At 68.1% G+C, this 25,151-nt stretch carries 25 protein-coding genes; 3 read left to right on the top strand and 22 right to left on the bottom strand.

Going from position 1 to position 25,151, the window contains the following annotated elements; genetic code table 11:
- Nucleotides 1–39: 39 nt before the first annotated feature.
- The 10 genes from GM1_RS09015 to GM1_RS09055 form a co-directional block, all read right to left on the bottom strand.
- Nucleotides 40–807 carry a methyltransferase domain-containing protein gene (locus GM1_RS09015; protein ID WP_157435913.1) on the bottom strand — a complete coding sequence of 256 codons (768 nt, stop codon included), beginning with the start codon at nucleotides 805–807 and terminating at the stop codon, nucleotides 40–42.
- Between the two features lie 80 nt (nucleotides 808–887).
- Complete coding sequence (locus tag GM1_RS21890) at nucleotides 888–1,055, bottom strand: DUF3117 domain-containing protein (RefSeq protein WP_008378218.1); 168 nt, start codon at nucleotides 1,053–1,055, stop codon at nucleotides 888–890.
- Between the two features lie 93 nt (nucleotides 1,056–1,148).
- On the bottom strand, nucleotides 1,149–1,490 hold the full coding sequence (locus GM1_RS09020) for a DivIVA domain-containing protein (RefSeq protein WP_008378219.1): 342 nt from the start codon (nucleotides 1,488–1,490) through the stop codon (nucleotides 1,149–1,151).
- Nucleotides 1,491–1,511: 21 nt separating this feature from the next.
- Entirely contained in the window at nucleotides 1,512–2,462 is a 951-nt protein-coding gene (locus GM1_RS09025; protein WP_008378220.1) for a glucosyl-3-phosphoglycerate synthase, read from the bottom strand.
- The gene (folP, locus tag GM1_RS09030) at nucleotides 2,459–3,271 is read right to left on the bottom strand and encodes a dihydropteroate synthase (protein WP_075052007.1); all 813 of its coding nucleotides are present in this window, start codon (nucleotides 3,269–3,271) and stop codon (nucleotides 2,459–2,461) included. The genes GM1_RS09025 and folP overlap by 4 nt, the downstream gene beginning before the upstream one ends.
- A 128-nt stretch (nucleotides 3,272–3,399) precedes the next feature.
- A complete protein-coding gene (locus GM1_RS09035) occupies nucleotides 3,400–5,169 on the bottom strand; it encodes a long-chain-acyl-CoA synthetase (RefSeq protein WP_008378224.1) in 1,770 nt (589 codons plus the stop codon).
- A 42-nt stretch (nucleotides 5,170–5,211) separates the two neighbouring features.
- The gene (locus GM1_RS09040; RefSeq protein ID WP_008378226.1) at nucleotides 5,212–5,760 is read right to left on the bottom strand and encodes an LOG family protein; all 549 of its coding nucleotides are present in this window, start codon (nucleotides 5,758–5,760) and stop codon (nucleotides 5,212–5,214) included.
- A complete protein-coding gene (locus GM1_RS09045) occupies nucleotides 5,757–6,569 on the bottom strand; it encodes an LOG family protein (RefSeq protein ID WP_008378228.1) in 813 nt (270 codons plus the stop codon). The genes GM1_RS09040 and GM1_RS09045 overlap by 4 nt, the downstream gene beginning before the upstream one ends.
- Nucleotides 6,570–6,608: 39 nt before the next feature.
- Nucleotides 6,609–7,055: a nitroreductase/quinone reductase family protein gene (locus GM1_RS09050; protein WP_008378230.1), complete on the bottom strand. Its 447-nt coding sequence runs from the start codon at nucleotides 7,053–7,055 to the stop codon at nucleotides 6,609–6,611.
- An 11-nt stretch (nucleotides 7,056–7,066) separates the two neighbouring features.
- Complete coding sequence (locus GM1_RS09055; protein ID WP_008378232.1) at nucleotides 7,067–7,417, bottom strand: DUF2568 domain-containing protein; 351 nt, start codon at nucleotides 7,415–7,417, stop codon at nucleotides 7,067–7,069.
- 126 nt (nucleotides 7,418–7,543) lie between these two features.
- On the opposite strand from GM1_RS09055, the gene GM1_RS09060 reads away from it, so the two are divergent.
- Nucleotides 7,544–8,254 (top strand): TetR/AcrR family transcriptional regulator, encoded by a 711-nt coding sequence (locus GM1_RS09060; RefSeq protein WP_008378234.1) that lies wholly within the window; start codon nucleotides 7,544–7,546, stop codon nucleotides 8,252–8,254.
- A gap of 115 nt (nucleotides 8,255–8,369) precedes the next feature.
- Here GM1_RS09060 and dapE read toward each other — a convergent pair whose 3' ends face one another.
- On the bottom strand, nucleotides 8,370–9,473 hold the full coding sequence (gene dapE, locus GM1_RS09065; protein WP_008378236.1) for a succinyl-diaminopimelate desuccinylase: 1,104 nt from the start codon (nucleotides 9,471–9,473) through the stop codon (nucleotides 8,370–8,372).
- A gap of 46 nt (nucleotides 9,474–9,519) precedes the next feature.
- Here dapE and dapD point away from each other — a divergent pair, with 46 nt between their 5' ends.
- The gene (dapD, locus tag GM1_RS09070; protein WP_008378238.1) at nucleotides 9,520–10,485 is read left to right on the top strand and encodes a 2,3,4,5-tetrahydropyridine-2,6-dicarboxylate N-succinyltransferase; all 966 of its coding nucleotides are present in this window, start codon (nucleotides 9,520–9,522) and stop codon (nucleotides 10,483–10,485) included.
- Between the two features lie 64 nt (nucleotides 10,486–10,549).
- Here the strand turns inward: dapD and GM1_RS09075 are convergent, their stop codons facing one another.
- From GM1_RS09075 to typA, 11 genes are all read right to left on the bottom strand, one after another.
- The gene (locus GM1_RS09075; RefSeq protein ID WP_008378240.1) at nucleotides 10,550–11,176 is read right to left on the bottom strand and encodes an NUDIX domain-containing protein; all 627 of its coding nucleotides are present in this window, start codon (nucleotides 11,174–11,176) and stop codon (nucleotides 10,550–10,552) included.
- Complete coding sequence (locus GM1_RS09080) at nucleotides 11,173–12,483, bottom strand: adenylosuccinate synthetase (protein WP_008378241.1); 1,311 nt, start codon at nucleotides 12,481–12,483, stop codon at nucleotides 11,173–11,175. The genes GM1_RS09075 and GM1_RS09080 overlap by 4 nt, the downstream gene beginning before the upstream one ends.
- 34 nt (nucleotides 12,484–12,517) lie before the next feature.
- The gene (locus GM1_RS09085; protein WP_008378243.1) at nucleotides 12,518–13,492 is read right to left on the bottom strand and encodes a hypothetical protein; all 975 of its coding nucleotides are present in this window, start codon (nucleotides 13,490–13,492) and stop codon (nucleotides 12,518–12,520) included.
- A 39-nt stretch (nucleotides 13,493–13,531) separates the two neighbouring features.
- A complete protein-coding gene (locus GM1_RS09090; RefSeq protein ID WP_008378244.1) occupies nucleotides 13,532–14,515 on the bottom strand; it encodes a hypothetical protein in 984 nt (327 codons plus the stop codon).
- 962 nt (nucleotides 14,516–15,477) lie between these two features.
- Complete coding sequence (gene dapC, locus GM1_RS09100) at nucleotides 15,478–16,593, bottom strand: succinyldiaminopimelate transaminase (protein WP_008378246.1); 1,116 nt, start codon at nucleotides 16,591–16,593, stop codon at nucleotides 15,478–15,480.
- Between the two features lie 7 nt (nucleotides 16,594–16,600).
- Nucleotides 16,601–16,927 (bottom strand): ferredoxin, encoded by a 327-nt coding sequence (gene fdxA / locus GM1_RS09105; RefSeq protein ID WP_008378248.1) that lies wholly within the window; start codon nucleotides 16,925–16,927, stop codon nucleotides 16,601–16,603.
- Nucleotides 16,928–17,184: 257 nt separating this feature from the next.
- Nucleotides 17,185–19,743, bottom strand: a complete 2,559-nt coding sequence (locus GM1_RS09110) for a bifunctional FO biosynthesis protein CofGH (RefSeq protein ID WP_223291396.1) — start codon at nucleotides 19,741–19,743, stop codon at nucleotides 17,185–17,187.
- A gap of 49 nt (nucleotides 19,744–19,792) precedes the next feature.
- A complete protein-coding gene (locus GM1_RS09115; protein WP_008378251.1) occupies nucleotides 19,793–20,146 on the bottom strand; it encodes a hypothetical protein in 354 nt (117 codons plus the stop codon).
- Nucleotides 20,143–21,006 carry an N-acetyl-1-D-myo-inositol-2-amino-2-deoxy-alpha-D-glucopyranoside deacetylase gene (mshB, locus tag GM1_RS09120; protein ID WP_008378253.1) on the bottom strand — a complete coding sequence of 288 codons (864 nt, stop codon included), beginning with the start codon at nucleotides 21,004–21,006 and terminating at the stop codon, nucleotides 20,143–20,145. The genes GM1_RS09115 and mshB overlap by 4 nt, the downstream gene beginning before the upstream one ends.
- Entirely contained in the window at nucleotides 21,003–22,898 is a 1,896-nt protein-coding gene (locus tag GM1_RS09125; protein ID WP_008378254.1) for an ABC transporter family substrate-binding protein, read from the bottom strand. Before GM1_RS09125 ends, mshB begins: the two co-directional genes overlap by 4 nt.
- Nucleotides 22,899–22,913: 15 nt before the next feature.
- Entirely contained in the window at nucleotides 22,914–24,821 is a 1,908-nt protein-coding gene (gene typA / locus GM1_RS09130) for a translational GTPase TypA (RefSeq protein ID WP_008378256.1), read from the bottom strand.
- Between the two features lie 150 nt (nucleotides 24,822–24,971).
- Between typA and GM1_RS22610 the strand changes: the two genes are divergently transcribed.
- Nucleotides 24,972–25,148: a hypothetical protein gene (locus tag GM1_RS22610; protein WP_008378259.1), complete on the top strand. Its 177-nt coding sequence runs from the start codon at nucleotides 24,972–24,974 to the stop codon at nucleotides 25,146–25,148.
- The last annotated feature ends 3 nt before the right edge of the window (nucleotides 25,149–25,151 follow it).

Consider the following 25,151-nt stretch of genomic DNA (forward strand, 5'->3'; position numbering starts at 1 on the left):
CGGCCCCGCCGCGAGCCGACCACCCGACGGTGAACTCCGTCAGCCCGCGAGACGTGCGACCGTGACCGTGACGTCGAGGGTGGCCGATGCCGTTGTGTCGCCCGCGAGCGCGTGAGCAGCGGCGTCGAGCTCCGGACGGGTCCGGTGGAAGCCTGCCGGCCCCATTCCGGCGATGTCGGCCAGACGAGCGGTGGTCAGGTCGAGGCGGGCGCTCACACGCTCCTGGGAGCAGATCTCGAATGAGCCCGCCAGGTCCACCGCGAGTCGCTCGGTCTTCCCGTCGCCGACGCGCAGCATGCCCATGGGTTCGACGATCTCTGCGAGGTGATCCGGGTTGGGCGTGACGATCACCCACCGTCCCCCCGTCCCGAGCACGCGGGCCGTCTCGGTGACGTTCCGTGGCGCAAAAACGGACAGGACGGCGTCGGCGGAGCGATCGGCGATCGGAATCTGCGCCCACAGATCGGCGACGACGGACACCACGCGTGGATGGGAGCGGGCGGCGGCGCGCGCGCACGATTTCGACAGGTCCACCGCGATTCCGACTCTGCGGTCGGCGGAGTCGCTCAGCGCGGCCGCCAGGTAGGCACCGGTTCCGGCCGCAGCGTCGACGACGGCCCCCGCGCCGGCGGGAACCGCTGCTGCGACAGCGGCCATGATCGGATCGTAGAGACCGTCGTTGAACACCGCCGTCCGGGACGCGACCATCTCCGGAGTGTCGGAGCGGTGCGACGTCCCCTTGCCGCTCAAGAGCGACACGTAGCCGTGTTTAGCGAGGTCGAAACGATGACCGTTCGGGCAGCCCATCGACCGCCCCATCAGCTCGAGACGTTCCGAGCAGACCGGACAGACGAGGCCGGCAGCCTCGAACAGGTCGGCGTCTGGCGTCAGGCGGTTACCTCGCGCAGCGCCTCACCGAGCGCGCTGGCCTCGGCGTCGTTCAGCTCGACGACCAGTCGGCCGCCTCCATCGATCGGGATGCGCACGATGATTCCGCGCCCTTCCTTGACCGCTTCCATCGCACCGTCACCCATACGTGGCTTCATCGCCGCCATTGTCCGTGCTCCCTCCAACGATTCACTGGACCGTTCAATGATACGTGTGCCACACGACACGCTTTCGCGCGCATCCGCTGATCGATCGATCGATCACGGTTCGATCGGCGGCACCTGAACGGTCGGCAGGGAGCCGGTGTCGGCCACGTCGCGGCCCGACAGCTCCGACACGACGTCCCGGAGTTCGTCGATCTCGCGGGCGAGTTTCTCCAACGCCCAGTCGACTTCGGCGGTGTTGTACCCGCGGATGGTCTGGGCGAACACCAGCCTGCGGACGTCGTCGCCGCTGATGCCCGCACGAGGAAGTCGGGTGAGCGTGGTTCCACGATCGACGGGCGGCAGATCCTCTCCACGCCCGAAGACGAACCACACCACGGCGAACAGCAGCGCGACCAGCACGGCCACGCCGATCACATACAGTCCGATGATCACCACCCGACCAGCGTAGCGCTGCAGTCAGAACAGGCGGGGATCCAGTCCGGCGATCGGTGGACGTTCGTCGGTGCGGAGTTCGGTGGTGTGCGGCGAGAACGCACCCGACTCGTCCGGCACGAACTGAGTGAGACCGACCCCGGAGTCGTCGATGCCGCAGCGCTCGAGCAGGGTCGCGACGATCTGGCGGCTCATCACGGCGAGATCGCGGAGCGGGCGATTCCGGTGCTGCCGAACGCCGAGGTTCACCTGCCCGATGCCGGGGAGCCCATAGCGGTCGTATGTGTCGACGAGCAGCCCGATCTCGACCCCGTACCCTGGAGCGAACCGAACCGAGGTGAGCAGTTCTCTGGTGCCCGCGTACTCGCCGCCGAGGGGCTGCAGCACTTCGCCGAGGTCGGGTTTGAGCGCGGTGAGCAGGGGTCGGGCGAGGAGTTCGGTGACCCGGCCGCCACCAGACGACTCCCGCTGCGATCCGTGCAGGAGCGGCCTGCGGTAGTACCCCTTGACCAGGTGGATCCCGGGGTCGGCGAGCAGCGGTCCGAGCATCTTCGGCACGAACATCGGGTCGGGGTCGATGAGGTCGGCGTCGACGAAGGCGACCAGATCGCCGGTCGTGGCCGCGAGAGACCGCCACAGCGCCTCCCCCTTGCCTGGCATCGGTTCGAGTCCGGGGATCGCCTCTTCGCGGGAGACGACGCGCGCTCCCGCCGCGCGAGCGCGCTCGGCGGTGCGGTCGGTGCACCCGGAATCGAGGACGATGAGTTCGTCGACGAGTGTCCCCACCAGGGGCCGGATCGACTCGATGACACCGGCGACGGTGTCCTCCTCGTTCAATGCGGGCAGCACGACGGAGACCGTTCGACCGGCTTTAGCGGCGACCAGATCGTCGACGCTCCATTCGGGATGGTCCCAGGTGTGAGTGTGCGACCAGCGGGCTTCGCCTTCACCGCGGTCGGTCCAGGCAGGGTTCACGCGAGACCCCGCACCGTGCGTGCAGGCGCGCGGGTTCCGCGGATCGACGCCACCATGTCGACGACTCGTCGAGTGTCGGCCACCTCGTGCACTCGGAACACCCGTGCTCCCGCCGCTGCGGCCAGCGCTGTCGCCGCCAGGGTCCCGGCGACGCGGTCGGTCAGATCGGCGTTCAACGTCTCCCCGATGAAATCCTTGTTCGACAAGGCCATCAGGACCGGCCAGCCGGTGTCGACGAGTCGGTCGAGTTCCCGGAGCAGGGCCAGCCCGTGATGCGTGTTCTTGCCGAAGTCGTGTGTCGGGTCGATGAGGATCCCGTCCTCGCGCACTCCGGCCTCTCTGGCGCGCGTCGCCGCGGCGCTCAGTTCGGCGACGACGTCCGACACGACGTCGTCGTACGCGACCCGATGAGGCCGGGTACGGACGACGGCGCCGCCCGTGTGGGAGCAGACGATGCCGGCTCCGGCTTCCGCCGCGACCGCCAGGACGCGGGGATCCGCTCCCGCCCACGTGTCGTTGACGATGTCCGCGCCCGCTTCGCACGCCGATGCGGCGACTTCACTGCGCCAGGTGTCGACACTGATCAGCAGGTCGGGATGCTGCGCGCGGATCCACGCGATCAGCGGGACCACCCGCCCGGCTTCGGCGACGGCGTCGACCTCCTCGCCGGGCCCTGCCTTCACGCCGCCGATGTCGACGATGTCCGCGCCCTGTTCCACGACGAGGTCGACGCGTGCTTTCGCGGCGTCGTCGGAGAACGTGGCTCCGCGGTCGTAGAACGAGTCGGGCGTCCGATTCACGATCGCCATGACAAGCGCTCGGTCGACGGCGACGGGGCGACCGCACAGGGTCGGGGCTGGAGTCGTCCCCGACGGGTTCGACCCGGCCGAGGGGGCAGAGATCACGATGTCACCCTACGGCGCGAGCGAGGCGTCGATCAGCGCGGGGCCTTGGCCGCCGCGACGTCCGCCGGATAGTCGTCGTAGAACGGCACGTAGCCGTCTGCGCGGCCTTTGAGCACCCACACCTCGTCGTCACCGACATCGCCGAAGCCCTCGTCGCGCAGTTCCACCTTGCGGTTCTTGAACGTGGACGTCACTTCGAGTTCGTCGACGAACCGCACGAACAGCGGCACCGCGTACGCGGGCAGCGATGCGTACAGCCGGTCGGCCAGCTGCTTCGGGTCAGGCCGCTGGTCACCCGCGAGCGTGATCGACACCATGCCCGCTTTGCCGTCGCATCCGGGGACCTCGACGCCGTAGGCGACTGCTCCGTCGATCGTGTCGTCCTCGCCTGCCGCACCCTCCACCTCGGTGGTCGCGACGTTCTCGCCCTTCCAGCGGAAGGTGTCGCCCAGGCGGTCGACGAAGGTGATGTGCGAGAACCCGATGTCGCGGACGAGATCACCCGAGTTGAAGTAGGCGTCGCCCTTCTTGAAGGCGTCGCGGACGATCTTCTTCTCGGTCTCCCGCGAATCGGTGTAGCCGTCGACCGGGACGCGCTCGCTGATCTCGGCGATCAGCAGACCCGGCTCGCCCTTCGGAACGGCGACGAGACGGCCACTGCCGTCGCGCTTGGGCTGGCCGTCCGCGTCGTACTCGACGAGCTTGAACGGAAGCGGACAGAACCCGACGGTCCGCTTGACGCCGAAGACGTTGACGAACGCCAGATTGAGCTCGCTGGCGCCGTAGAACTCGACGACGCGGTCGATCCCGAAGCGGTCGACGAACTCGTCCCAGATCTCGGGGCGGAGTCCGTTGCCGACGATGAGGCGCACCGAATGTGCACGGTCGGTCGGCTTCTCCGGCTGCGCGAGAAGGTAGCGGCACAGTTCACCGATGTAAGAGAACGCTGTCGCCCGGTTCTCGATCACGTCGTCCCAGAAGCGGGATGCGGAGAACTGCTTGCCCAGGGCCATGCACGCACCGCTGGCCAGGACCGCGCCGAGAGACACCGACACCGCGTTGTTGTGATAGAGCGGCAGCGCCACATACATGGTGTCCGACGGGCGCAGACGAACCGCGAGCCCGCCGATGCCGGTGTAGTTCGCCAGCCAACGGTTGTGGCTCATCACGCTGGCCTTGGGCAGGCCGGTGGTGCCGGAGGTGAAGATGTAGAACGCAAGAGTCGACGCGGGAAGTGTCGCCGTGACCGCCGGGTTCGCCTCCGACTTCCCCGCTGCCGCCTCCTCGAGCGCGGCGAAGTCGAGGATGTGCTCGGGATGGCGTTCGGGGCTCATCGAGTCGAACGCCTCGTCGCATTCGGGGTCGCGGATCAGGACGTTCGCGTCGAGCAGCGACATGCTGTGATCGATGACGTCGCCGCGCTGGTTGTAATTGAGCATTCCCGCGACCGCGCCCAGTTTGAGGACGGCGAGGATCACCAGGAGGTCGGTCGGATTGTTCTTCGACAGGATCCCGACGACGTCGCCGACTTTGACACCGCGTTCGGTCAGCACCGCGGCGTACCGATTGACGGTGCGATTGCACTCCCCGTACGACGACGACTCGCCGTGCCAGCGGAGGAAGGGCCGGTCCGGATGGTCCGCGGCGAGCTGCGCGAAGATCTGGCCGATGCTGTTCTTCTTGTCCGGAGACCGGAAGATCATGTTCGGCGCATGGCGAGCCATTCCGGGCAGGTCGGGGGCCATCTTGACGACACCCTTGAGAATGTCGGTGAACCCGACCTTGGTGGGCACTGTGTTCATGGGTTGCTTCACTCCTCACGCCGGACGGTGAACGCCGTCACCTTACCGTAGAGTCAGTTCTTTCATCGCGGCAGACACCGTGTCGACCACGACAAGCCGGTTCAACGCCCGGTCGGAGACGAATCCACGGGCGCGCAGATCGTCAAGCCAGGCGAGCATCGGGTCGTAGAACCCGCCGTGATTGATCATCACGACAGGCTTGTCGTGCACCCCGAGATAGGCGCCGGTCCACGTCTCGAAGAGTTCTTCGAACGTGCCGACCCCACCCGGCAGCGTGATGAAGCCGTCGGACATCTCGTCCATCAACCGCTTCCGCTCGCGCATGGTGTCGGTGACGATCAATTCGTCGGAGTCCAGATCGGCCACTTCGAGCGCCATCAGGTGCTCGGGGATGATGCCGATCGTCCTGCCACCGGCTCCGCGCGCGGCGCGGGCGACGCTGCCCATCATGGAGATGTTCCCGCCGCCGGACACGAGTGTGGCCCCAGCCGCGGCGATGGCTTTGCCGGTGTCGGCGGCCAGGCGCAGGTACTCCTCGTCGACCGGGCCGGACGCGCAGTACACGCAGATCGCGGGCGCATCGCGCGTCACGGGCGGATCGCCTTGTCGCAGACGGCCTGCACCGCTTCCTCGGGTGTGTCGACGAGAGTGATCAGGTCGAGGTCCTCGGGTGAGATCTTGCCGTCGGCGACGAGTGTGTTCTTCATCCAGTCGACAAGGGGCCCCCAGAAGTCACGGCCGACGAGCACGATCGGGAAGCGCAGCACTTTGCGGGTCTGCACGAGGGTCAGCGCTTCGAACAGTTCGTCAAGAGTGCCGATGCCGCCGGGCAGGCAGACGAACGCCTGCGAGTACTTGACGAACATCGTCTTGCGGACGAAGAAGTACCGGAAGTTGATCGCCAGTGTGACGTACGGGTTGATGTGCTGCTCGAACGGCAACTCGATGTTGAGGCCGATGGACTGTGCTCCGGCTTCGAAGGCGCCCTTGTTCGTCGCCTCCATGGCCCCGGGTCCGCCGCCGGTGATCACGGCGAATCCGGCCTCGCCGAGCCTCCGCCCCACGTCGACGCCCAGGTTGTACTCGTCGCTGCCCGGTTCCACCCGGGCCGAGCCGAAGACGGTGACGGCTTCGGCGACACCGCTGAGAGCGTCGAACCCGGCGACGAACTCGGATTGGATGCGCAGAACGCGCCATGAGTCGTGGATTCGGCGGTGATCGGCGAGCTGCGGATCGCGCGGGTCCACCCACTCGAGAAGAGTGCGGTCAGTCGTGATCCGCTCGGCGTCTCCGGACACCCTGACCTGCGTCGCCCCGATATGCCGCAGCGGCACCGCCTCGAAGGTCGCCTCGTCGTCATCAGTGGGCTGCGCGTTCGCGCCGGGTTCGCCATCGGCCATGACAGGAGACGCTACCAATCCGCGCGGCCTCCCACCGTGTCAGACGCGCACCTCGAACACCGGGAATCCCGACGCGACAGCGAGGATCTCCTCGTCCGAGGAGGTCGCGGTCAGTCCACCCACGAAATCCGAGACCTGCCAGCCCCACTTGTCGAGGTAGCCGCGGATGATCGCCGGCTTGGCGGAGGCATCGAGTTCGGCGAGGGCCACGACGTCGGTGCGGCGGCCGCGTCGCAGTGCCACCGCTCCCCCTGCGCGGACATTGCGCACCCACTGCGTGTTGCCGCGGGGCGAGAACAGGAAACGACGGTCGTCGACGACGAGCACATTGACCGGCGTCCGACGGATCTCGCCGGTGCTCCGTCCGACCGTCTGCAACTCATGGACGCCTTTCGGCGCAGCTCCGACCCGTGCGAGCCCGCCGACGATCCGATTCGAGGCGGTGAACATCGGGCCGCTCGGCGCTTCGTACCTGGTGTCGGTCATCGTGATCTCCTTCAGAAGTCTCGGTAGGGCGGCAACACGGCCGCGATGTTGACAACAAGCGAGAACACGGCGAACGCCCACACGATCGGCGCTCGAATCCCGGCCGCCACGAGAAGCGCCGTCGCCGCCGCGTACAAGCCGATCTTGACCGCGTACTTCGCGACGATCATGTCCACGACCGGCTGCGGGGACGCGAACAGCGCCCACAGGGCCACCGCGACGACGACAGCTGCGAGTCCGGCGAGCACGCCCGGCCATCCGCGGCCCGCCGCCGCCCACGCCCCACCGCCGAGAACGCCGAGCATCAGGACCTCGCTGGTGAAGAGCAGTGCGGCGAGCGACCAGAGATATGCCGTGCCCATCTCAACCTCCGACAAATCGTGAACAGTGTTCTCGTTTTAAGACGGTACAGCTCCGCCATCGACAAATCAAGAACAGTGTTCTTGTTTATTGGATGGGACCCGGCGGACGTGCGACGATGTGAGGTGATGAGCACCCCCACCGAACCCGGAGTCCGGGCCCGCAATCGAGCCGCGCTGGAGTCGCAGCTGCGCGATGTCGGACGACGCCACCTCGCCGAACACGGCGCCGCGGCACTCTCTTTGCGGGCGGTGGCTCGCGACATGGGACGCACCCCGTCGTCGCTGTACCGCTACGTCCGCGACCGCGACGACCTGCTCACCGTCCTCATCATCGAGGCGTACGACGACCTCGGCGACGCACTCGACACGGCCGTCGCCGGTTGTCAGCCCGGCAGGCCCGCGTTCGAGGCGTTCGCGCATGCACTGCACGTGTGGGCCGTCGCGCACCCGAGCGAGTACGCCCTGCTCTACGGCTCACCGGTGCCCGGCTATCACGCGCCGGCCGATGCGACCGCGCGGGCAGGCAACCGACCGATCCTGGCTGCGGCCCGGATCGTCGCAGGTCTGGAAGTCGTGCCGAACATCTCCGGAACAAGCGCCGAACGGCAACAACGCGCCGTCGACGCCCTCCGCGCGGCGACGCGGGAGGACGGCGTAGTCGAGCTCGGCCTGACGCCCGAGGTCCTGACCAGGACCGTTGCTGCGTGGAATCTGCTGCTCGGCGCGATCACGAGTGAGCTGTTCGAACAGTTGGGGCCCATCACCGACCGCCCCGACGACGTGTGGGACGGGATCGTCGACCTCGCGGGTGCGCTGGTGTTCGGAACCGAGACCTAGTGTCGTGTGGTGAAAGCTCCTCAATGGTTGACAAAAGGACCCGGAAGGTTCGTCGCGACCTTCGTCGACGGACGGCTGCCGTCACAAGGGTCGCGTTTGTCGACGACGCGTCGATCTAGAGCGACAGGTACGTGCGCAAGATCTGGGTCACCTGCGTGATCTGCTCGACGGGCACCCGCTCGTCGACTCGGTGCGCCAGACTCGGATCGCCGGGCCCGAGGTTCACCGCCGGGATGCCGAGCGCGGAGAACCTGGACACGTCCGTCCACCCGTACTTCGCTCGGAACTTGCCGTCGGCCGCCGCGACCAGCGCGGCCGCGGCGGGATGAGCGAGCCCGGGCAGCGCACCGGACGCCGAGTCGGTGACCTCGGCGGTCACTGCCCCGGACGCCAGCTCGGCGGCGAACACCTCACGCACGTGCTCGAAGGCCTGCTCCTCACTGCGGTCGGGCGCGAAGCGGAAGTTCACATCGACGTACACCTCGTCGGGGATGACATTGCCCGCGACGCCGCCGTGGATTCCGACGGCCGACAGCCCTTCGCGGTACTCGCAGCCGTCGATGTCGACGCGGCGCGGTTCGTATGCCGCGAGGGTCGTCAGGAGGCCGCCGAGCTTGTGAATCGCGTTGTCGCCCATCCATGCCCGGGCCGAGTGCGCGCGCGTTCCGGTGGCGGTGAACCGGACCCGCAGAGTGCCCTGGCAGCCCGCCTCAATCAGGCCCGCGGTCGGCTCGCCGAGGATCGCGACGTCGCCGGAGAGCCAGTCGGGAAGTTCTCGTTCGATGGCGCCGAGACCGTTGAACTCGGCGGCGATCTCCTCGCAGTCGTAGAAGATCAACGTCAGATCATGCGCGGGCTCGTCCAACGTGGCGGCGAGGTGCAGGAACACTGCGTCGCCCGACTTCATGTCTACGGTTCCGCATCCGTGCAGGACGTCGCCCTCGTCGTCGGTGACGGTGCGCCTCGACGGGACGTTGTCGACGATCGGCACGGTGTCGAGATGTCCGGCGAGGATCACTCTGGTCGGCAGCCCGCGATTCGTCCTGGCGAGCACACAGTTCCCATGCCGGACGACCTCGAATCCGGTGAGCTGTTCGCGCAGGGCGGCCTCGACGGCGTCGGCGATCGACTTCTCGTCGCGGCTGACGCTCGCGATGTCGACGAGTGCGGCCGTCAAGTCGATCGGGTCGGCGGACAGGTTCAGCTCAGGAATGCTCACGACAATCCATCGTAGGCCTGTCAGGGCGCCCCGTTAGACTCGTGCCGTGACTACTCAAGGTGCTGTTGCCATTGGAATCGCCACCGTCGTCGACACGGACGGCACGACGACCGTCCTCGACACGTGGTACCCGACTCCCGAACTCTCCACGGACGCCGGCACCACCGGCTCGACCGAACTGACCGGCGACGACGTGCCGTCCGATCTGCGCCCGCTCGTCGGCGCCGACGAAGCCCGCGGCGTCCGCACGATCGCCGTCAAGACGGTGATCGCCGACCTGTCGGTCGCACCGGTCGACGCGCACGACGTCTACCTGCGCCTGCACCTTCTCTCGCATCGTTTGGTGCAGCCGCACGGCGCCAACCTCGACGGCCAGTTCGGACTGCTCGCGAACGTGGTGTGGACCAACTTCGGCCCCTGCGCCGTCGACGGCTTCGAGCAGACGCGCGTCCGCCTGCGCGCCCGCGGCCACGTGACCGTGACGTCGATCGACAAGTTCCCGCGCATGGTCGACTACGTGTCGCCGTCGGGTGTCCGCATCGGCGACGCCGACCGCGTGCGTCTCGGCGCCCACCTCGCCGCAGGAACCACCGTCATGCACGAGGGCTTCGTGAACTTCAACGCAGGCACCCTCGGCACGTCGATGGTCGAGGGTCGCATCTCGGCCGGTGTGGTGATCGGCGACGGCTCGGACATCGGCGGCGGCGCGTCCACCATGGGTACCCTGTCGGGCGGTGGCAAGGAGATCATCACCATCGGAAAGCGGTGCCTCCTCGGCGCGAATGCGGGCTGCGGCATCCCGCTCGGCGACGACTGCGTCGTCGAAGCCGGCCTTTACATCACGGCGGGCACCAAGGTGACCGGCCCAGACGGCTCGGTCGTCAAGGCCCGCGACCTCGCCGGCCGCTCGAACCTGCTCTTCCGCCGCAACAGCGTCACGGGCGCGGTCGAGGTGACCGCCAAGGAGGGCGACGGCATCGAGCTCAACGAGGCTCTGCACGCCCACAACTGACGCCCCGATCGACTGTGCCGTCGATCGTGACCACCATCAGGTCACGATCGGCGGCACAGTCGTCTCACGGCCACCGCCAGACGGCACCTGGTCGCCCGACGCCGGACGGGGCGGATTCGTCGACCCGGACGGCGATCCGCTTGAGCGTGCGGTTGAGATTGCCGCGGTCCACGTCGCCGCCTGTCAGCGATGCCGTGACGGCCAGCGCGGTCCGTACGCTGAACTCGCGGCCGAGAAGGGCCGCGGTGAATCCGAGGTCGCGCCACAGCCTGTCGGCGAGGACCGGCCGGACGTCGGCGAGGATCCGGGCGTGATCGAACGCCAACGACGGCGGCTCGTCCCACGACACCCAGCGCCCGTCGACGGTCTCGACGTCTCCGACGGTCACCCACGCGGTGATCGACAGCGTCGGACCTCGAGGGTCGCGGTGCGGTTCGTCGAAGACGACGAGCTGACCCACCCCGGTCACGTCGTCCGGTGTGATGGCGGCCTTGCCCGCAGCCCGCACGGCGGCCTCCGATATCCGCTCCCCCGCGCCCAGCAGGACTCCCGGCAGCGCCCAGTCGCCTGCGAACGGCTCGGCTGCCCGCCGATGGACGAGGACCTGCGTACCGTCGCCGCCGACCCGCAGGACGACGGCGTCCACCGACACCGCCGACGAGCCGACCCCGGGCGCGGAGAGTTCAGTCATACGACGAGTCTGGCACTCGCCCCGGTCTGCGCCCGGTCCCGCCTGTCCGGACCGTGCGCGCGGACGGCGACCGGGACGCCCGCGGCCGCCGCGAGTTCGGCAGGGATCGCCGCGGCGTCCACCGCTTCGAGCACCGGTACAGCCGAGCGTGCGGTGGCCGTCAGACGCTCCTGGAACGCCAGGTCGCGGTAGTCGCCGAGCCCATAGTCGGCGTAACCACGCGCCACCTGGATCCCGTCGGCGACATCGAGGTGGCTGACCGCCAAGGCGTCCAGCCCGCCGTGCCGCCGGCAGACCTGCGCGGCGTACCGCAGCAGCGGCAGGTCCAGGTGCCCGATCCGCCAATCGCCCTGGTAGCGGCCGGTCCCGTTGTGCGGCTCGGCGATCGTCAGGTCCGGGTCCTCGGTCGGCAGCGGCCCCGCGCCGTGCCGGGTCGCGTAGGCGCGGACCGCCCCGATGACGGTGGCGGGCGGCTCCCCCGCCTCCCGGAGCAGGGCCTGCGCGACGGCGGGAAGGGTGGTGCTCCACGTGGTGTGCGGATGCAGTCCCCGCCACTCGTCGAGCAGGACCCCCTGCGCGCCCTCGAAGATCAGCCGACCGCGCGATGCGGCCTCAGCGATCGCGGCTCGATCGTCGACGATCGACACCGCCCGCCCGAACTCCGCCAGCGCCGACGCCATCACCCGCACCGACGGCGGCTCATGCTCGGCACCGTCGAGGAGTGGCGCGTAGAACTCCGCCAACGCCATCAACGTACGACGCACGGTCTGCGGGTCGAGGCAGTCGGCGACTGTGAGCGGTGGTGTCGTCGCGTCGCGGGACGCGACGATGTCGTACAGGCTCTCGCCCCGCCGCAGTCGGGCGTCGTGGGCCAGTGCGTACCAGCGCGTCTCGCCGATCCCCAGCCCGCACGAACCGTGCCTGGCGTCGCCACGGGCGTCCTCGCGTATCCGGTTGACCGCGATGTGGATCGGCGTCACCACCAGCGCCTCCGGACTCACTGACACCCGCCCCAACGGATCGGCGACGCCGAGGCCCTCCAGATCGAGGGCCTCGGCCGCCAGCCGCCACGGGTCGACGACGACGTGCCTGCTCAGGTGGGTTGCCGCGCCCGTGAACGTGCCGCTGCCGAACAGGCGGAACGTGTGATGCAGACCGTCGGCCACCACGTTGTGGGCGGCCTGCGCCCCGCCGTTGAAACGGACCACCGCGGTCGGCTTCACCCGCGCCGCCAACCAGTCGACGGTCGCGCCCTTCGTCTCGTCGCCGAAGCCGAGCCCGACTACGGCGAGGTGCCTGCTCGGCATGTTCCCTCCTCTCTCGAGTGTCTGTGCGGTCGGGTCAGATCAGGTCGTCGGTGCCCGCGACGCCCGCCGGCAGGCGGGACGGGACCCGCCCGACGGTGTCCGACAGCCGTGCGAGCGCACTTCCGACGACGCCCGCGGTGCCTGCCCCGACGTCGTCGAGGTCGGCGAGCCCGTCGTCCAGGTCGACGACGTCCTCCAGCATCCCGACGGTGACGGCGATCAGATCGCACACCGCGTTCGGGTCCTCCAGGAACAGGACGCGTTCACCCAGGATGTCCTGCCAGTGGCCGCGGACCTGCGGATCGTCGTAGTAGCTCGTCTGCCGCGGCAGGATGTAGAACACCTCCCACCGTTTCTGCAGTTCGCGGTACACCGAACGCGGGTCGAGGTCGCGGCGCACCTCGTCGCCGATCACCTCACGGATGTGGCGGGCTTTCAACGAGCGCTTGTTCATCTCGTCGCCGATGAGGAACACGTAGCCCTTGCGTCCGCGCTTGTCCCACGCGTCGGTCGCCGTGTGCCGGGCGAGGAAGTACGCGGCCAGCTCGTACGACTCGGTCTTCTGCCCGCCGCCGTTGCCCTCCAGCAGGATGTTGCGCAGTTGGTCGTCCATCCGGTTGTCGGACTCGAACTGCCCCACCTGCAGCGGGACGTAGTCGGTCTCGGCGTCGCCGATCGCACCGAACATGATCTGCGGATCAGTCGCGTAACCCTTCCGCAGCAGCAGTCCGTGCAGCTTGGACAGCTGCTTCTGCATCGCGACGGGAACCGAGCCCATCGACCCGGTGACGTCGAACATCACCACGATCGGCGTCGATTGCGGGTGTTCGGCGCTGTCCCGGGACTCGCGCACGCCGACGTCGAGCGGGTCGAGGTCGGGGTGCGCCTTCCACTCGCTGGCCGGCCGGGCCTTGGTGGACGCGCTGTAGGCGAAATCCGCCGAGCCCGTGCGTGCCCGGAAGGTGGCGGCGGCACGGTACACGTCGTCGCTCCAGTGTCCGTTTCCCATGGTGACTCTCCTTCACTTCTCGGGTGGACGCGAACGCCGTCAGGCGCTCACGGTGTACGGGAACCGCCGGAAGGTCCGCGGTCCGTACAGGTCGTCGAGCAGGTCGTCGTACTCGTCGAGGAGGCCGACGGCGTCGGGTCGCATCCGCGGCGACGTCTGCATGCAGCCGACTGCGAATGCCCGTTGTCGCCGCTCGTCGGATGCGAGCATGAGTCGCATCGTGGCGTGCAGCATGTACACGTCCAGTTCCGGACCTGCAAGTTCGGTGTCGTCGGGCGGATACAGATCGCGGCGCGACGCGATCCGCCCGGGGAGCGTGTCGCCCGGCTCGGAGCCGAACGACCACCCCGCCAGGACCACACCGTGGCCCTCCGGGTGGATGAGGACGTTCTCCGGCACGATCGCCCCGTGGACGACGCCTGCCGCATGCGCTCCGGCCACCGCTCGCAGAAGCCGGCGATGGATCCACGCCCAGTCCCGGCCGTCGAGCCCGCCGGCGGGGACCGCCGCGGACAGGTCGACGAAGCCCTGCGCCCGTCCGTGCGCGGACAGGACGTTGACGTGCCTGCCGCCGTCGACGACAGCGGTGTCGAGCAACTGCGGGTAATACGGCGCGAGCCACGCGTTCGCCGGGTCGTCGGTGAAGCGGGCTAGAGCGCGGAGCGTCCGGCGCTCCCGTTGCGCGAAGGGCGACGCCGACCGCGGCACCTTCACCGCGACGGGTGCCCCAGTCTCCGACACCGCCGAGTACACGACGCTCACGCTCCCCTGCACCGCCGCTCCCAGTGTGTATTCGCCACGGCGGCCGACGATCGTCCCAGCCGGTGCACGCCACTCGTCGTAGAGTGCCGTCAGCTTCTCGAAGGCGCCGACGTCGCCGCCGCGATCCGGGTGCAGCAGCGCCGCCAGCCTGCGGAACTCCCGACGTCCGTCCCTCCGCGATCCGTCGGCCGGACCGAAGAGGTCGCCCGCCGTTCGTGCGTCTGCGACCACCCTCCGGGCCTCTAGCTCTTCCCTGTTCATATTTTTAGTCTAGTTGACTAATTTAGGTCACGCAACGGTCGCCCGTATTTGAATCTCCGATCAACGCCGACGCTCTCGGCATCTCGATGGTGGCCCCAGTTCCGCCGCAACAGCACCACGGTGCCGTCGAGGTGACCCGCCATGGAGGGAGCGATGGCGTCGAGCTCAACGAGGCTATGCGCGCCCACAACCGACAGACACTGCCAAGATAGACCCTGTCCTCCGGTCGGATGAACGATTCGACCAACCGGTACATTCACGCAGAATTGCGCACAACATGTTGTTCGTAATGAATGTCGCCGTGAGGACAGAATGCAGAACAGTCAGCCCCCGCCGTTCCGGCCCCCGACCGGGCAGCCCGCTCCTGGAATGTCGCGGCCACAGCGGTTCCCACAGCAGTATCGCCAACCGCACCAGCGGCACCACGGCGGACCGTTTCACCCCCCGGCACCTGCGTGGCATCATCCAACCGGCCCGGTTCCACCGACCACCCCGTGGTGGAAGCGGCCGCTGCCCTGGATGGGTATAGCGACGACGGGGGCCGCCGTCCTCATCGTCACGCTGGTCGCGACAAACGGACCTTCGACTAGCCGCCCCCATTCTTCGGCGCCAGCGCCGAATATCAACGACGTGATAGCAGCGGTGTGCGATTCGGAAACCTTCGCGAATGGCCGGGGAAATCCCCCGCTCGTCCGTTCCGAGAGCTCTGGGTGGTGCGGATCATCAGTGGAGTCGGGCATGATCATCATCGCGACCTACGGAAGCGAGTCCGAACGAAGCAGCGACGCCCACTCCGAATTGGTCGGCCCGTACGCGACCGGGAAGCTCGACGACGATCGCCTTGTCATGGCCGCGGGGCGACCGTGGGCTTCAATTGAGCAACTTCGACCCTTGTCCGAACTCGGATTTGACGTGTATTCGAAGTAACGGCGACGAGCGCGAAGGTTGGCCGCTGCGTCCGACTAACCCAGGCGGGCGACGGCGGCAGCGATGCGCTCGTCGGTGGCGGTCATCGCCATGCGGACGTGGCGGGCGCCTGCGGGCCCGTAGAAGTCGCCGGGAGCGACGAGGATGCCGCGCTCGGCGAACCAGTCGAGAGTGGCGCGCGAGTCGTCTCCGCGAGTGGCCCACAGGTACAGACCGGCCTCCGAGTGGTCGATCGTGAATCCCGCGCCCAGGACCGCATCCCGCAGCTGGTCGCGACGAGCGCGGTAACGCTCGCGCTGGGCGTCGACGTGGGCGTCGTCGTTCAGTGCCGCGACGGTGGCGCCCTGGATCGGGAACGGGACGATCATGCCCGCGTGCTTGCGAACGGCGAGCAGCTCGGCGATCAACTCTCGGTCGCCGGCGAGGAAACCTGCACGATAGGACGCGAGGTTCGACACCTTCGACAGCGAGTGCATCGCGATCAGTCCGGTGTGGTCGCCACCGCACACGTCGGGGTGCAGCACCGACAGCGCCTCCCCCTCCCAGGTGAGGCCCAGGTAGCACTCGTCCGACACGATGACCGACCCGTGCTCACGCGCCCACTCGACGACCCCACGGAGGTGCTCGACGGACAGCACACGCCCTGTCGGGTTCGACGGACTGTTCAAGAAGATCAGAGCCGGGACGTCGTCGCCGTAGTCCTCGACACGATCGGCACGGACCGGGTTCGCACCGGCGAGCAGCGCACCCACTTCGTACGTCGGGTAGGCGACCTCAGGGATCACGACGGTCGCGCCCGCGGGCACGCCAAGCTGAGACGGCAGGCCCGCAACGGCTTCCTTGGTTCCCACCACCGGCAGGATCGACGACACGTCGAGCCCCGTGACACCGAAGCGACGTGACAGTGCTCCGACTGCCGCCTCGCGCAGTTCGACGATGCCGACGGTCACCGGGTAACCCGGGAACTCCGACGACGCCGCCAGCGCATCCCGGATCAGCGGGTCGACGGGATCGACGGGCGTGCCGACCGACAGGTCGACAATCCCGTCGGGATGTTCCGCGGCCCGCGCCTTCGCGCCTGCGATCGTGTCCCACGGGAAGTCGGGCAGTCCGGCGCTGACCGGGCGAAGCCGGTTCACGGAGCGAGTCACGTCGAGATCAGTCCTCTTCGCCCATCGGGGGCAGGCCCTTGATGAACGGCGGGTCGTACTCGGTCTTGCCGACCTTGCTGGCGCCGCCCGGAGAACCGAGCTTGTCGAAGAAGTCGACGTTCGCCGACACGTAGGGCTCCCAGTCGTCCGGCACGTCGTCTTCGTAGAAGATCGCCTCGACCGGGCACACCGGCTCACACGCACCGCAGTCCACGCACTCATCGGGCTGGATGTACAGCATCCGACCGCCCTCGTAGATGCAGTCGACCGGGCACTCTTCGACGCACGCACGGTCCAAGACGTCGACACACGGCTCGGCGATGATGTAAGTCACGTCGGTTCTCCTTCTATTTCATTCCTGCTCCGCGCGAGGGCTGATCGCATCGGGCAGCACGCTGTCGCGGCCGTCTCCGACCGCACCCGTCCAGACTATCGCTGCGCCCCGCCCCAGCGGGAATCAGTGCACGCTGACCTGGGCGGATTTTTGCTCACGGCCGAGGGCAAGCACGTTTGCGGTGATGGCGCCGGGCCTTTCGACTCGCAAGCTCGCTCAAGGAGCAGTGGGACACGCTCGCTCAAAGGGCAGGGGCGTCAGGCGAGTTCGACTGCCAGGGCCGACGAGACCGTCCCGTACTCGGTGGTCCGCTGCCGCGGGGTGCGCCCGATGCCGGTGACGATGTCGTGGAGTTCGGCGACCGTCTTCTCCGATCCGTGCTGGCTGCCGGCCATCCGGGAGATCGTCTCCTCCATGAGTGTGCCGCCGAGGTCGTTCGCACCGCCACGCAGCATCGCACGAGTTCCGTCGACACCGAGTTTGACCCAGCTGGTCTGCACGTTGTCGATCCGACCGTGCAGCATGATCCGAGCCAGTGCATGGACGGCTCGGTTGTCGCGCTGCGTCGGGCCGGGCCGCGAAGCCCCGGCGAGATACAGCGGTGACGACTGGTGCACGAACGGCAGCGGGACGAACTCGGTGAAACCACCGGTCCGGTCCTGGATGCCGCGCAGCACGTTGAGGTGACCGACCCAGTGGTGCGGAGCGTCGACGTGTCCGTACATCATCGTGGAGCTCGACCGCAGGCCGACCTCGTGCGCCGTGGTGATCACGTCGATCCACGCCGACGCAGGGAGCTTGCCCTTGGTGAGGATCCAGCGGACCTCGTCGTCGAGGATCTCGGCGGCGGTGCCGGGAATCGTGTCGAGGCCCGCCTCGCGGAGCGCGGTGAGCCATTCACGTACCGACTGTCCGCCGCGGGAGGCGCCGTTGACGATCTCCATCGGACTGAAGGCGTGGACGTGCATCGACGGAACCCTGGCCTTGACCGCCCGGACGAGGTCCGCGTATCCGGTGACAGGCAGCTCTGGGTCGATGCCGCCCTGCATGCAGACCTCCGTCGCGCCGGCGACGTGGGCTTCCCAGGCGCGGTCTCCGACTTCGGCAGCCGACAGCGTGAAGGCGTCTTCGTCGCCCTTGCGCTGGGCGAAGGCGCAGAACCGGCAACCCGTGTAGCAGATGTTGGTGAAGTTGATGTTCCGGTTGACCACGTACGTGACGTCGTCACCGACGACGTCTGCACGAATCGAGTCCGCGAGTGCGGCGAGGGCTTCGAGTCCGGGACCGTCGGCGGTGGCCAACGCCAGATACTCGTCGTCCGACAGGCCGGCCGGGTCGTTCTCCGCATGCCGCAGCGCGGACGCGACGTCGGACCCGAGTCGTTCAGGTGCGCTGCCGGAGGCCAGTTCGAGAACCTGCTCGCGGATGGTGTCCCAATCGCCGAATGCGTTGTCGATGTCGCTGCGGGTATCGGTGTTGCGGCCGTCGGAGTCGATCTCGGTGTTCAGATCCACGCGTCCGGACGACGCCCATTCCTCGTCGGGCTCCTGCCACGGCAGGCCCTCCGGTCGGACGTCGCGGGCCAGGCCGGTCTCGGGATCGGTGAGTGCGGCGACGTGACGGCTGATACGCGGATCGATCCACGGCGAGCCCGCCAGGACGAACTTCGGCTGGGCCGCCGACCGTTCGGTGAGCGTGAACCCGGCCGACGCCGTGATCTCGGCGAGCGTGTCCAGGTTGGGCCACGGGCGTTCGGGATTGACGTGGTCGGGTGTCAACGGCGACACGCCACCCCAGTCGTCGACGCCCGCAGCGACGAGCGCGCGGCACTCCTCGGCCGACACGAGATTCGGCGGAGCCTGAATCCGCATGCCAGGGCCGAGCACGATGCGCGCAACCGCGACCGCGGCGATGAACTCGTCCATGTCGGCGTCGGGCGCCGAGCCCATCGCGGTGTCGGGCTTCGCGCGGAAGTTCTGGACGATCACTTCCTGGATGTGCCCGAACGCCTTCTGCGACTTGCGGATCGCGAACAGTGATTCGGCCCGTTCGGTGAGGTTCTCACCGATCCCGACGAGGATGCCCGTGGTGAACGGGACCGAGAGTCGACCGGCGTCGGTCAGGACTCGCATCCGGACTTCCGGATCCTTGTCGGGGCTGCCGTAGTGGCACTCCCCCTTGTCGGTGAACAGCCTGCGAGCAGTCGTCTCGAGCATCATGCCCATGCTGGGCGCGACCGGCTTGAGCCGGTTGATCTCCTCCCAGCTCATGACGCCGGGATTCAGATGCGGAAGCAGACCGGTCTCTTCCAGCACGCGGATCGACGCAGCGCGTACGTAGTCGAGGGTCGAATCGTAGCCTCGCTCGTCGAGCCACTGTGCGGCTTCGGGCCACCGGTCCTCGGGTCGGTCGCCGAGGGTGAACAGGGCTTCCTTGCATCCCAGCGCCGCACCGTTTCGGGCGATGGCGACGACCTCGTCGAGTTCGAGGAACATGCCGTGACCGTCGCGCTTGAGCTTGCCGGGGACAGTCACGAACGTGCAGTAGTGGCAGCGGTCGCGGCACAGTCGGGTGAGCGGGATGAAGACCTTGCGCGAGTACGTGACCTGCCCGGACCGGCCCTCCGCGTCGAGGCCGGCGTCGCGGACACGGGCCGCGGCCTCCATCAGGGCGGTCAGGTCGTCGCCGCGGGCGGCGAGCAGGACGGCCGCCTCGTCGACGTTGAGGGGTGTCGCGTCGGCAGCACGGCGCAGAGCGCGTCGCATCGCCGACCGAGCCGGAGTCTGCGCCCCGCTGACAGAATCGGAAGACGTCACTCTACCGATGGTAGACACGGATCGATGACGGGCGGCGTCCGCCGTCTGCTCAAAGGTGATTCAACCGATTCATCGATTGCGCGAGCGCAGGCACGCCGACCCCGCAGAACAGCAGGAGAAGAGCGCGCCAGTCGTAGATCAGCGCACCGTTGCCGTTGACGCCCGGCAGCAGAGCGACCAGCGCGACGAGCACCCACGCGATCAACGGCGCGTATCGCCAGGGCGAGCCGGTGATCTGCGCCGCGAGCTGCAGCAGCACGACATTGCCGACTGCCGCGGCGAGCGCGCTGACCGGCAGCGGCGCCGTTCCCACGAGGACGTTCAGATAGAACACGGTGACCACACCGAGGACGAATCCGCAGACCGTGAGAACGGCGAGTTCAACGCGGTCGCCCGCGGTCATCGGATCCCCTCGAACAGATCGCTCTCGAACTCCGGAGAGTCCACGTCGGTGCGGATGAAATGCTCAGCGGTCCCGATGGGTTGCGCGATCAGATTCGACAACGCGTACTCGGTGCCCGACGGCGCCACGATCACCTGGGTCGCATGCGCCGCGAGGCCGCGGACCTTGCGGTCGAGCACGGCCGACACGTCGACCGCCGCGGTGACCTCCTGGTCGGGATAGCTCGGAAGCTCACCCGGTGCGGGCATCCGCCAGCCCACCGGAATCGTTGCGATCCCGGCCAGGCCCTCCTCCAGCGCTGACCGCTGGGTCACCGACTCGTACACCTTGCGCGGGTAACCGGTGGCGGCGCGCGACTCGGAGATCGCGTCGACGGACACCTCGTGCACACGTTTGTGATCCGGATGCCCATAGGTTCCGGCGGCGTCGTAGGTGACGATCACATGCGGTGCGAATCGGTCGATCTCGTCTCGCAGCGCGGCGACGAGATCGTCCTGAGTCGCCTGAAACAGGGCGCGGGGGTTCTCCGCGGAGGCGGTCCCGGCCATGCCGGAATCCCGCCATCGACCCGCGCCGCCGAGGAACGTCGGGCGCGGCGCATCGACGCCCGTCGGCGTCAGCTCTGACAGTGCGGCCGCGAGCTCGCCGATGCGGAATCCTCCCAACTGGTCGGCTCCACCGTCGGCGACGAGCATCGCCCACTCCTGACCGATCACCTCACCCTCCTCACCGAGGGTGAAGGTGACGACACGGACGTCCGCCCCCTCATCGAGGTAGCGGGCGATCGTTCCGCCGGTCATGATCGTCTCGTCGTCCGGATGCGCGTGAAGGAGCATCAGACGCAGCGGCGCCCCGGTCACTGGAGACCCCAGCGGACCGCGTCGCCGAAGACGCCGACCTGCGGCGGTCCGTCGAGCGACACTCCGACCACCTTGTCGGTCGACGCTCCGAGCACGGTGTCCTGGTAGATCGGCAGGTAGACGGCCTGTGCCGCGAGCAGTTCCTCTGCCTGCGAGAGCTGATCATCGGGCGCCTCAGAGCTCATCGCCTCGACAGCCAGATCCATCAGCGTCTGATCGCACAGACCGGAGATGTTGCCGGTGTACGTGTCGTCGCTCGATCCCGCGGCCGGAGTCGTGGAGGTCGGTGCACCGCTCGGTGTCGGCAGCACACTCTCGTCCGCGGCCGGGTCCTCGTCGTCGTCGGACTTGTGGGCGCCGGCCTCGGTGCCCGCCTTCGGGGCGGCGCATCCCACCTGCGAAGCGAGGGAGGTCGCGGGGTCTGCTCCGAGTCCGGTCCAGCCGACCACGAGGTCGACCCTGGCGTTGCGCAGTGCAGCACCGTACAGCTCGGTGTTCGACATGCCCTGCACGCTGGCGCGCACTCCTGCGGCGCGGAGCTGGTCGGCCATCGTCTCGGCAGCCGACATCACCGACTCGTCGGAGTTGACCGCGCCGATCCGGACCACGAGGTCTTGGCCGTCTCTGGTGTACGGCGCGACACCGTACGGAAGTCCGGGAACATCGCCTGGCACCAGGGTCGGCGACGTCGACGGGACCGCGCTCGACGAGGACGTGCCCGGCGTCGTCGGTACGGGACGCTGCACCACCTGACCGGGGCGGAAGCCCGCGGAGGCGAGCAGTTCACGGATCTGGTCGACGCCCGGTCGCGGGCGCCGGACGTCGGTGTATCCGGTGTTGGACGGCGCGAAGACGGTGTTCGCGAACGGCGTCACCACGGTGTCTCCTGCCGCGGCGGAACGGATGAGTCCGGCGTCGAGCATCCCGAACACCGCCTTGCGGACGGCGAGCGACGACATCGTCGCCGAGCGTGTGTTCGCGTTCACGGTGAGTCCGCGGACTGCGGGCCTGCGGGCGGTCGTCACTCCGGGAATCGCCCCGACCTCGGCGGCCGATGCGGGTCCCGCGGTCAGGGAGACCATCGTGGAGTCGCCGTTCCGGATGGTCTGCGCCATCTGCGGTGCAGTGCCCGCACGACGCAGCACCACCTGGTCGATCTCGGGGGGCTTGCGCCAGTAGCGGTCGTTGCGGATCAGGCGCACCTCGTCGCGGGACCTGTCGATCGAGTAGATCGCGAACGGGCCCGCCGTCACCGGTTTGCCTTCGTCCATTCCGGTCTGGAAGCCGTTCTGCTTCGACTTGAGCGTGTGACTGGGCAGCAGCGACGTGAACAACTCACGCCACGCGCGATACGGCGCGTCGAACGTGACCGTCACCTGCTTGCCGCCACCACTGGTCTTGACGTCGGTGATCGCACGGTATCCGGCCGGAGCGACGACGTTCGGCTGCCGCGACATCTGCTGCCACAGGTATGCGAAGTCGTCGCCCGTGACGGGCAGTCCATCGGACCACTGCGCGTCGTCGACGATGTGATAGTCGACGGTGAACGGAGCCTCCGACGTGACCTCGGCGGACGACAGAAGCGCGTCGTTGAGTCGCCACTGGACACCCTGCGGCGTCTGCACCGGCGTGAAGGCGCTCGGCAGGGTGAGTGCGGCGACGGCGGTCGTCACCGAACCGAGGTCCGAGCCGACGTGCGGATTGAACCCCGAACCGATCGAGTCGGTCGCCACGTACACGGTCCGCTCATCCGGGTACTCGTTGGGAGTGGTCGTCGGCAGTGTCTCCCGGACCGGGGGTGGAGGGTCGGCCATGCATGCCGTGGCCGTCACGCCGACCGTCCCTGCGAGCGCAAGCGCGAGCACGCTTCTACGCAACGAACCGACCCTCATCCACCAGACCTCTCGTTATGCGTTCGCGTCACGCGCCTTGGCCCGCGAACGCTCGCGGGCGCGGGTCGACGCATCGAGATTGACCTTACGCACACGGCACACCTCGGGCGTCACCTCGACGCACTCGTCGGCGGCACAGAACTCCATGGCGGCCTCGAGGTCGAGTTCCATCGGCTTCGCCAGAGTCTCCATGACGTCGGCCGACGACTGACGCATGTTGGTGAGCTTCTTCTCACGCGTGACGTTGATGTCGAGGTCTTCCTGGCGGGGGTTGATGCCCACCACGTGGCCCTCGTAGCTGTCGTCGCCCGGGTTCACGAAGAACGTGCCGCGGTCGGCGAGCTGGATCATGGCGAACGGGGTGACGCTGCCCGCACGGTCGGACACGAGCGAACCGGTGTGGCGTGCACGGATCTCACCCGCCCACGGGCCGTACTCGGCGAACACCGCGTTGGCGATGCCGGTGCCGCGCGTCTCGGTCATGAAGTCGGTGCGGAAACCGATGAGGCCACGCGAAGGCACCTCGAACTCCATGCGGACCCAGCCGCTGCCGTGGTTGTTCATCTGATCCATGCGACCCTTGCGCGCGGCGAGGAGCTGCGTCACGGCGCCGAGGTACTCCTCGGGGACGTCGACGGTCAGGTTCTCGAACGGCTCGTAGGTCTTGCCGTCGACCTTGCGGGTGACGACCTGGGGCTTGCCGACGGTCAGCTCGAAGCCCTCGCGGCGCATCTGCTCGACGAGGATGGCGAGTGCGAGCTCACCACGACCCTGAACCTCCCACGCGTCGGGACGGCCGATGTCCTCGACCTTGAGGGACACGTTGCCGATGAGTTCGCTGTCGAGGCGGTCCTTCACCATGCGGGCGGTCAGCTTATGGCCCTTGACGCGGCCGGCGAGCGGCGACGTGTTGGTGCCGATGATGACCGAGATGGCCGGCTGGTCGACGGTGATGCGCGGCAGTGCGACCGGGTTCTCCGGATCGGCGAGGGTGTCGCCGATCATGATCTCGGACATGCCCGCGACGGCCACGATGTCGCCTGCGACGGCGACGTCCGCGGGCGCGCGGTCGACGCCGAGGGTCACCAGCAGCTCGGTGATCTTGGCCTTCTCGATGACCTGTTCGCCGTCGACCTCACGGCACCACGACACCTGCTGCCCCTTGCGGAGGGTGCCGTTGTGGATGCGGACCAGACCGAGGCGGCCGAGGAACGGCGATGCGTCGAGGTTGGTGACGTGCGCCTGCAGCGGAGCGTCGACGTTGCCCTTGGGCGCGGGAATGCTGTTGATGAGGACGTCGAACAGCGGGTCGAGGTTCTCGCCGTCGGGCACGGAGCCGTCGGCTGGCTGCTCGGTGCTTGCGACGCCTGCACGGCCGGACGCGAACAGGACCGGCAGTTCGAGTGCGAGCTCGGCTGCTTCGGCGGCCTCGTCGTCGAGGTCCGACGCGAGGTCCAGGAGCAGATCCTGCGCCTCGGTGACGATCTCGCCGATGCGAGCGTCGGGACGGTCGGTCTTGTTGACCACGAGGATCACCGGCAGCGACGCCGCGAGCGCCTTGCGGAGCACGAAGCGGGTCTGCGGCAGCGGGCCTTCGGACGAGTCGACGAGCAGGACCACACCGTCGACCATCGACAGTGCACGCTCCACCTCGCCACCGAAGTCGGCGTGGCCGGGTGTGTCGATGACGTTGATGACGTACTCGGTGCCGTCGGGCTGGCGGCGGTGCACGGCGGTGTTCTTCGCGAGAATGGTGATGCCCTTCTCGCGTTCGAGGTCGCCGGAGTCCATGACGCGGTCGACGAGTTCGGCGCGCTCGCCGAACACACCTGACTGACGCAGCATCGCGTCGACCAGAGTGGTCTTACCGTGGTCGACGTGCGCCACGATCGCGACGTTGCGGAAGTTGGGGACTGCGCTCACTAAGGTCTCTTTCATCACGTTGACGCCCACGCGCCGTCAGGCGCGCGTGCGCCGGGGCGTGGTTTGAACTTTGTAAGGGTAGCGGCAGTGCCCGGGTCTGCGCGATTTCCACGATGCAGTTTTATGGTTAGCCTGCGCTAAACTGAGGTCATGGGTAAGAAGGATCCCACCCGGATCGCAGACATGAAACCGAAGAAGAAGTGCTGTCGGAAATCGACGCGCTGCCTTCGGTGCCCGGTGGTGATCCACCGCATGGGCAAGCTCGACTGCCACAAGATGTCGAAGAAGCAGGCCACCAAAGCGCTGAAGAAGGCCCGCGCGGCCTGACGC

Origin of the sequence: Gordonia malaquae NBRC 108250 (assembly GCF_000344135.1) — a bacterium.
In the GTDB taxonomy this organism is placed as follows: Bacteria; Actinomycetota; Actinomycetes; order Mycobacteriales; family Mycobacteriaceae; genus Gordonia; species Gordonia malaquae.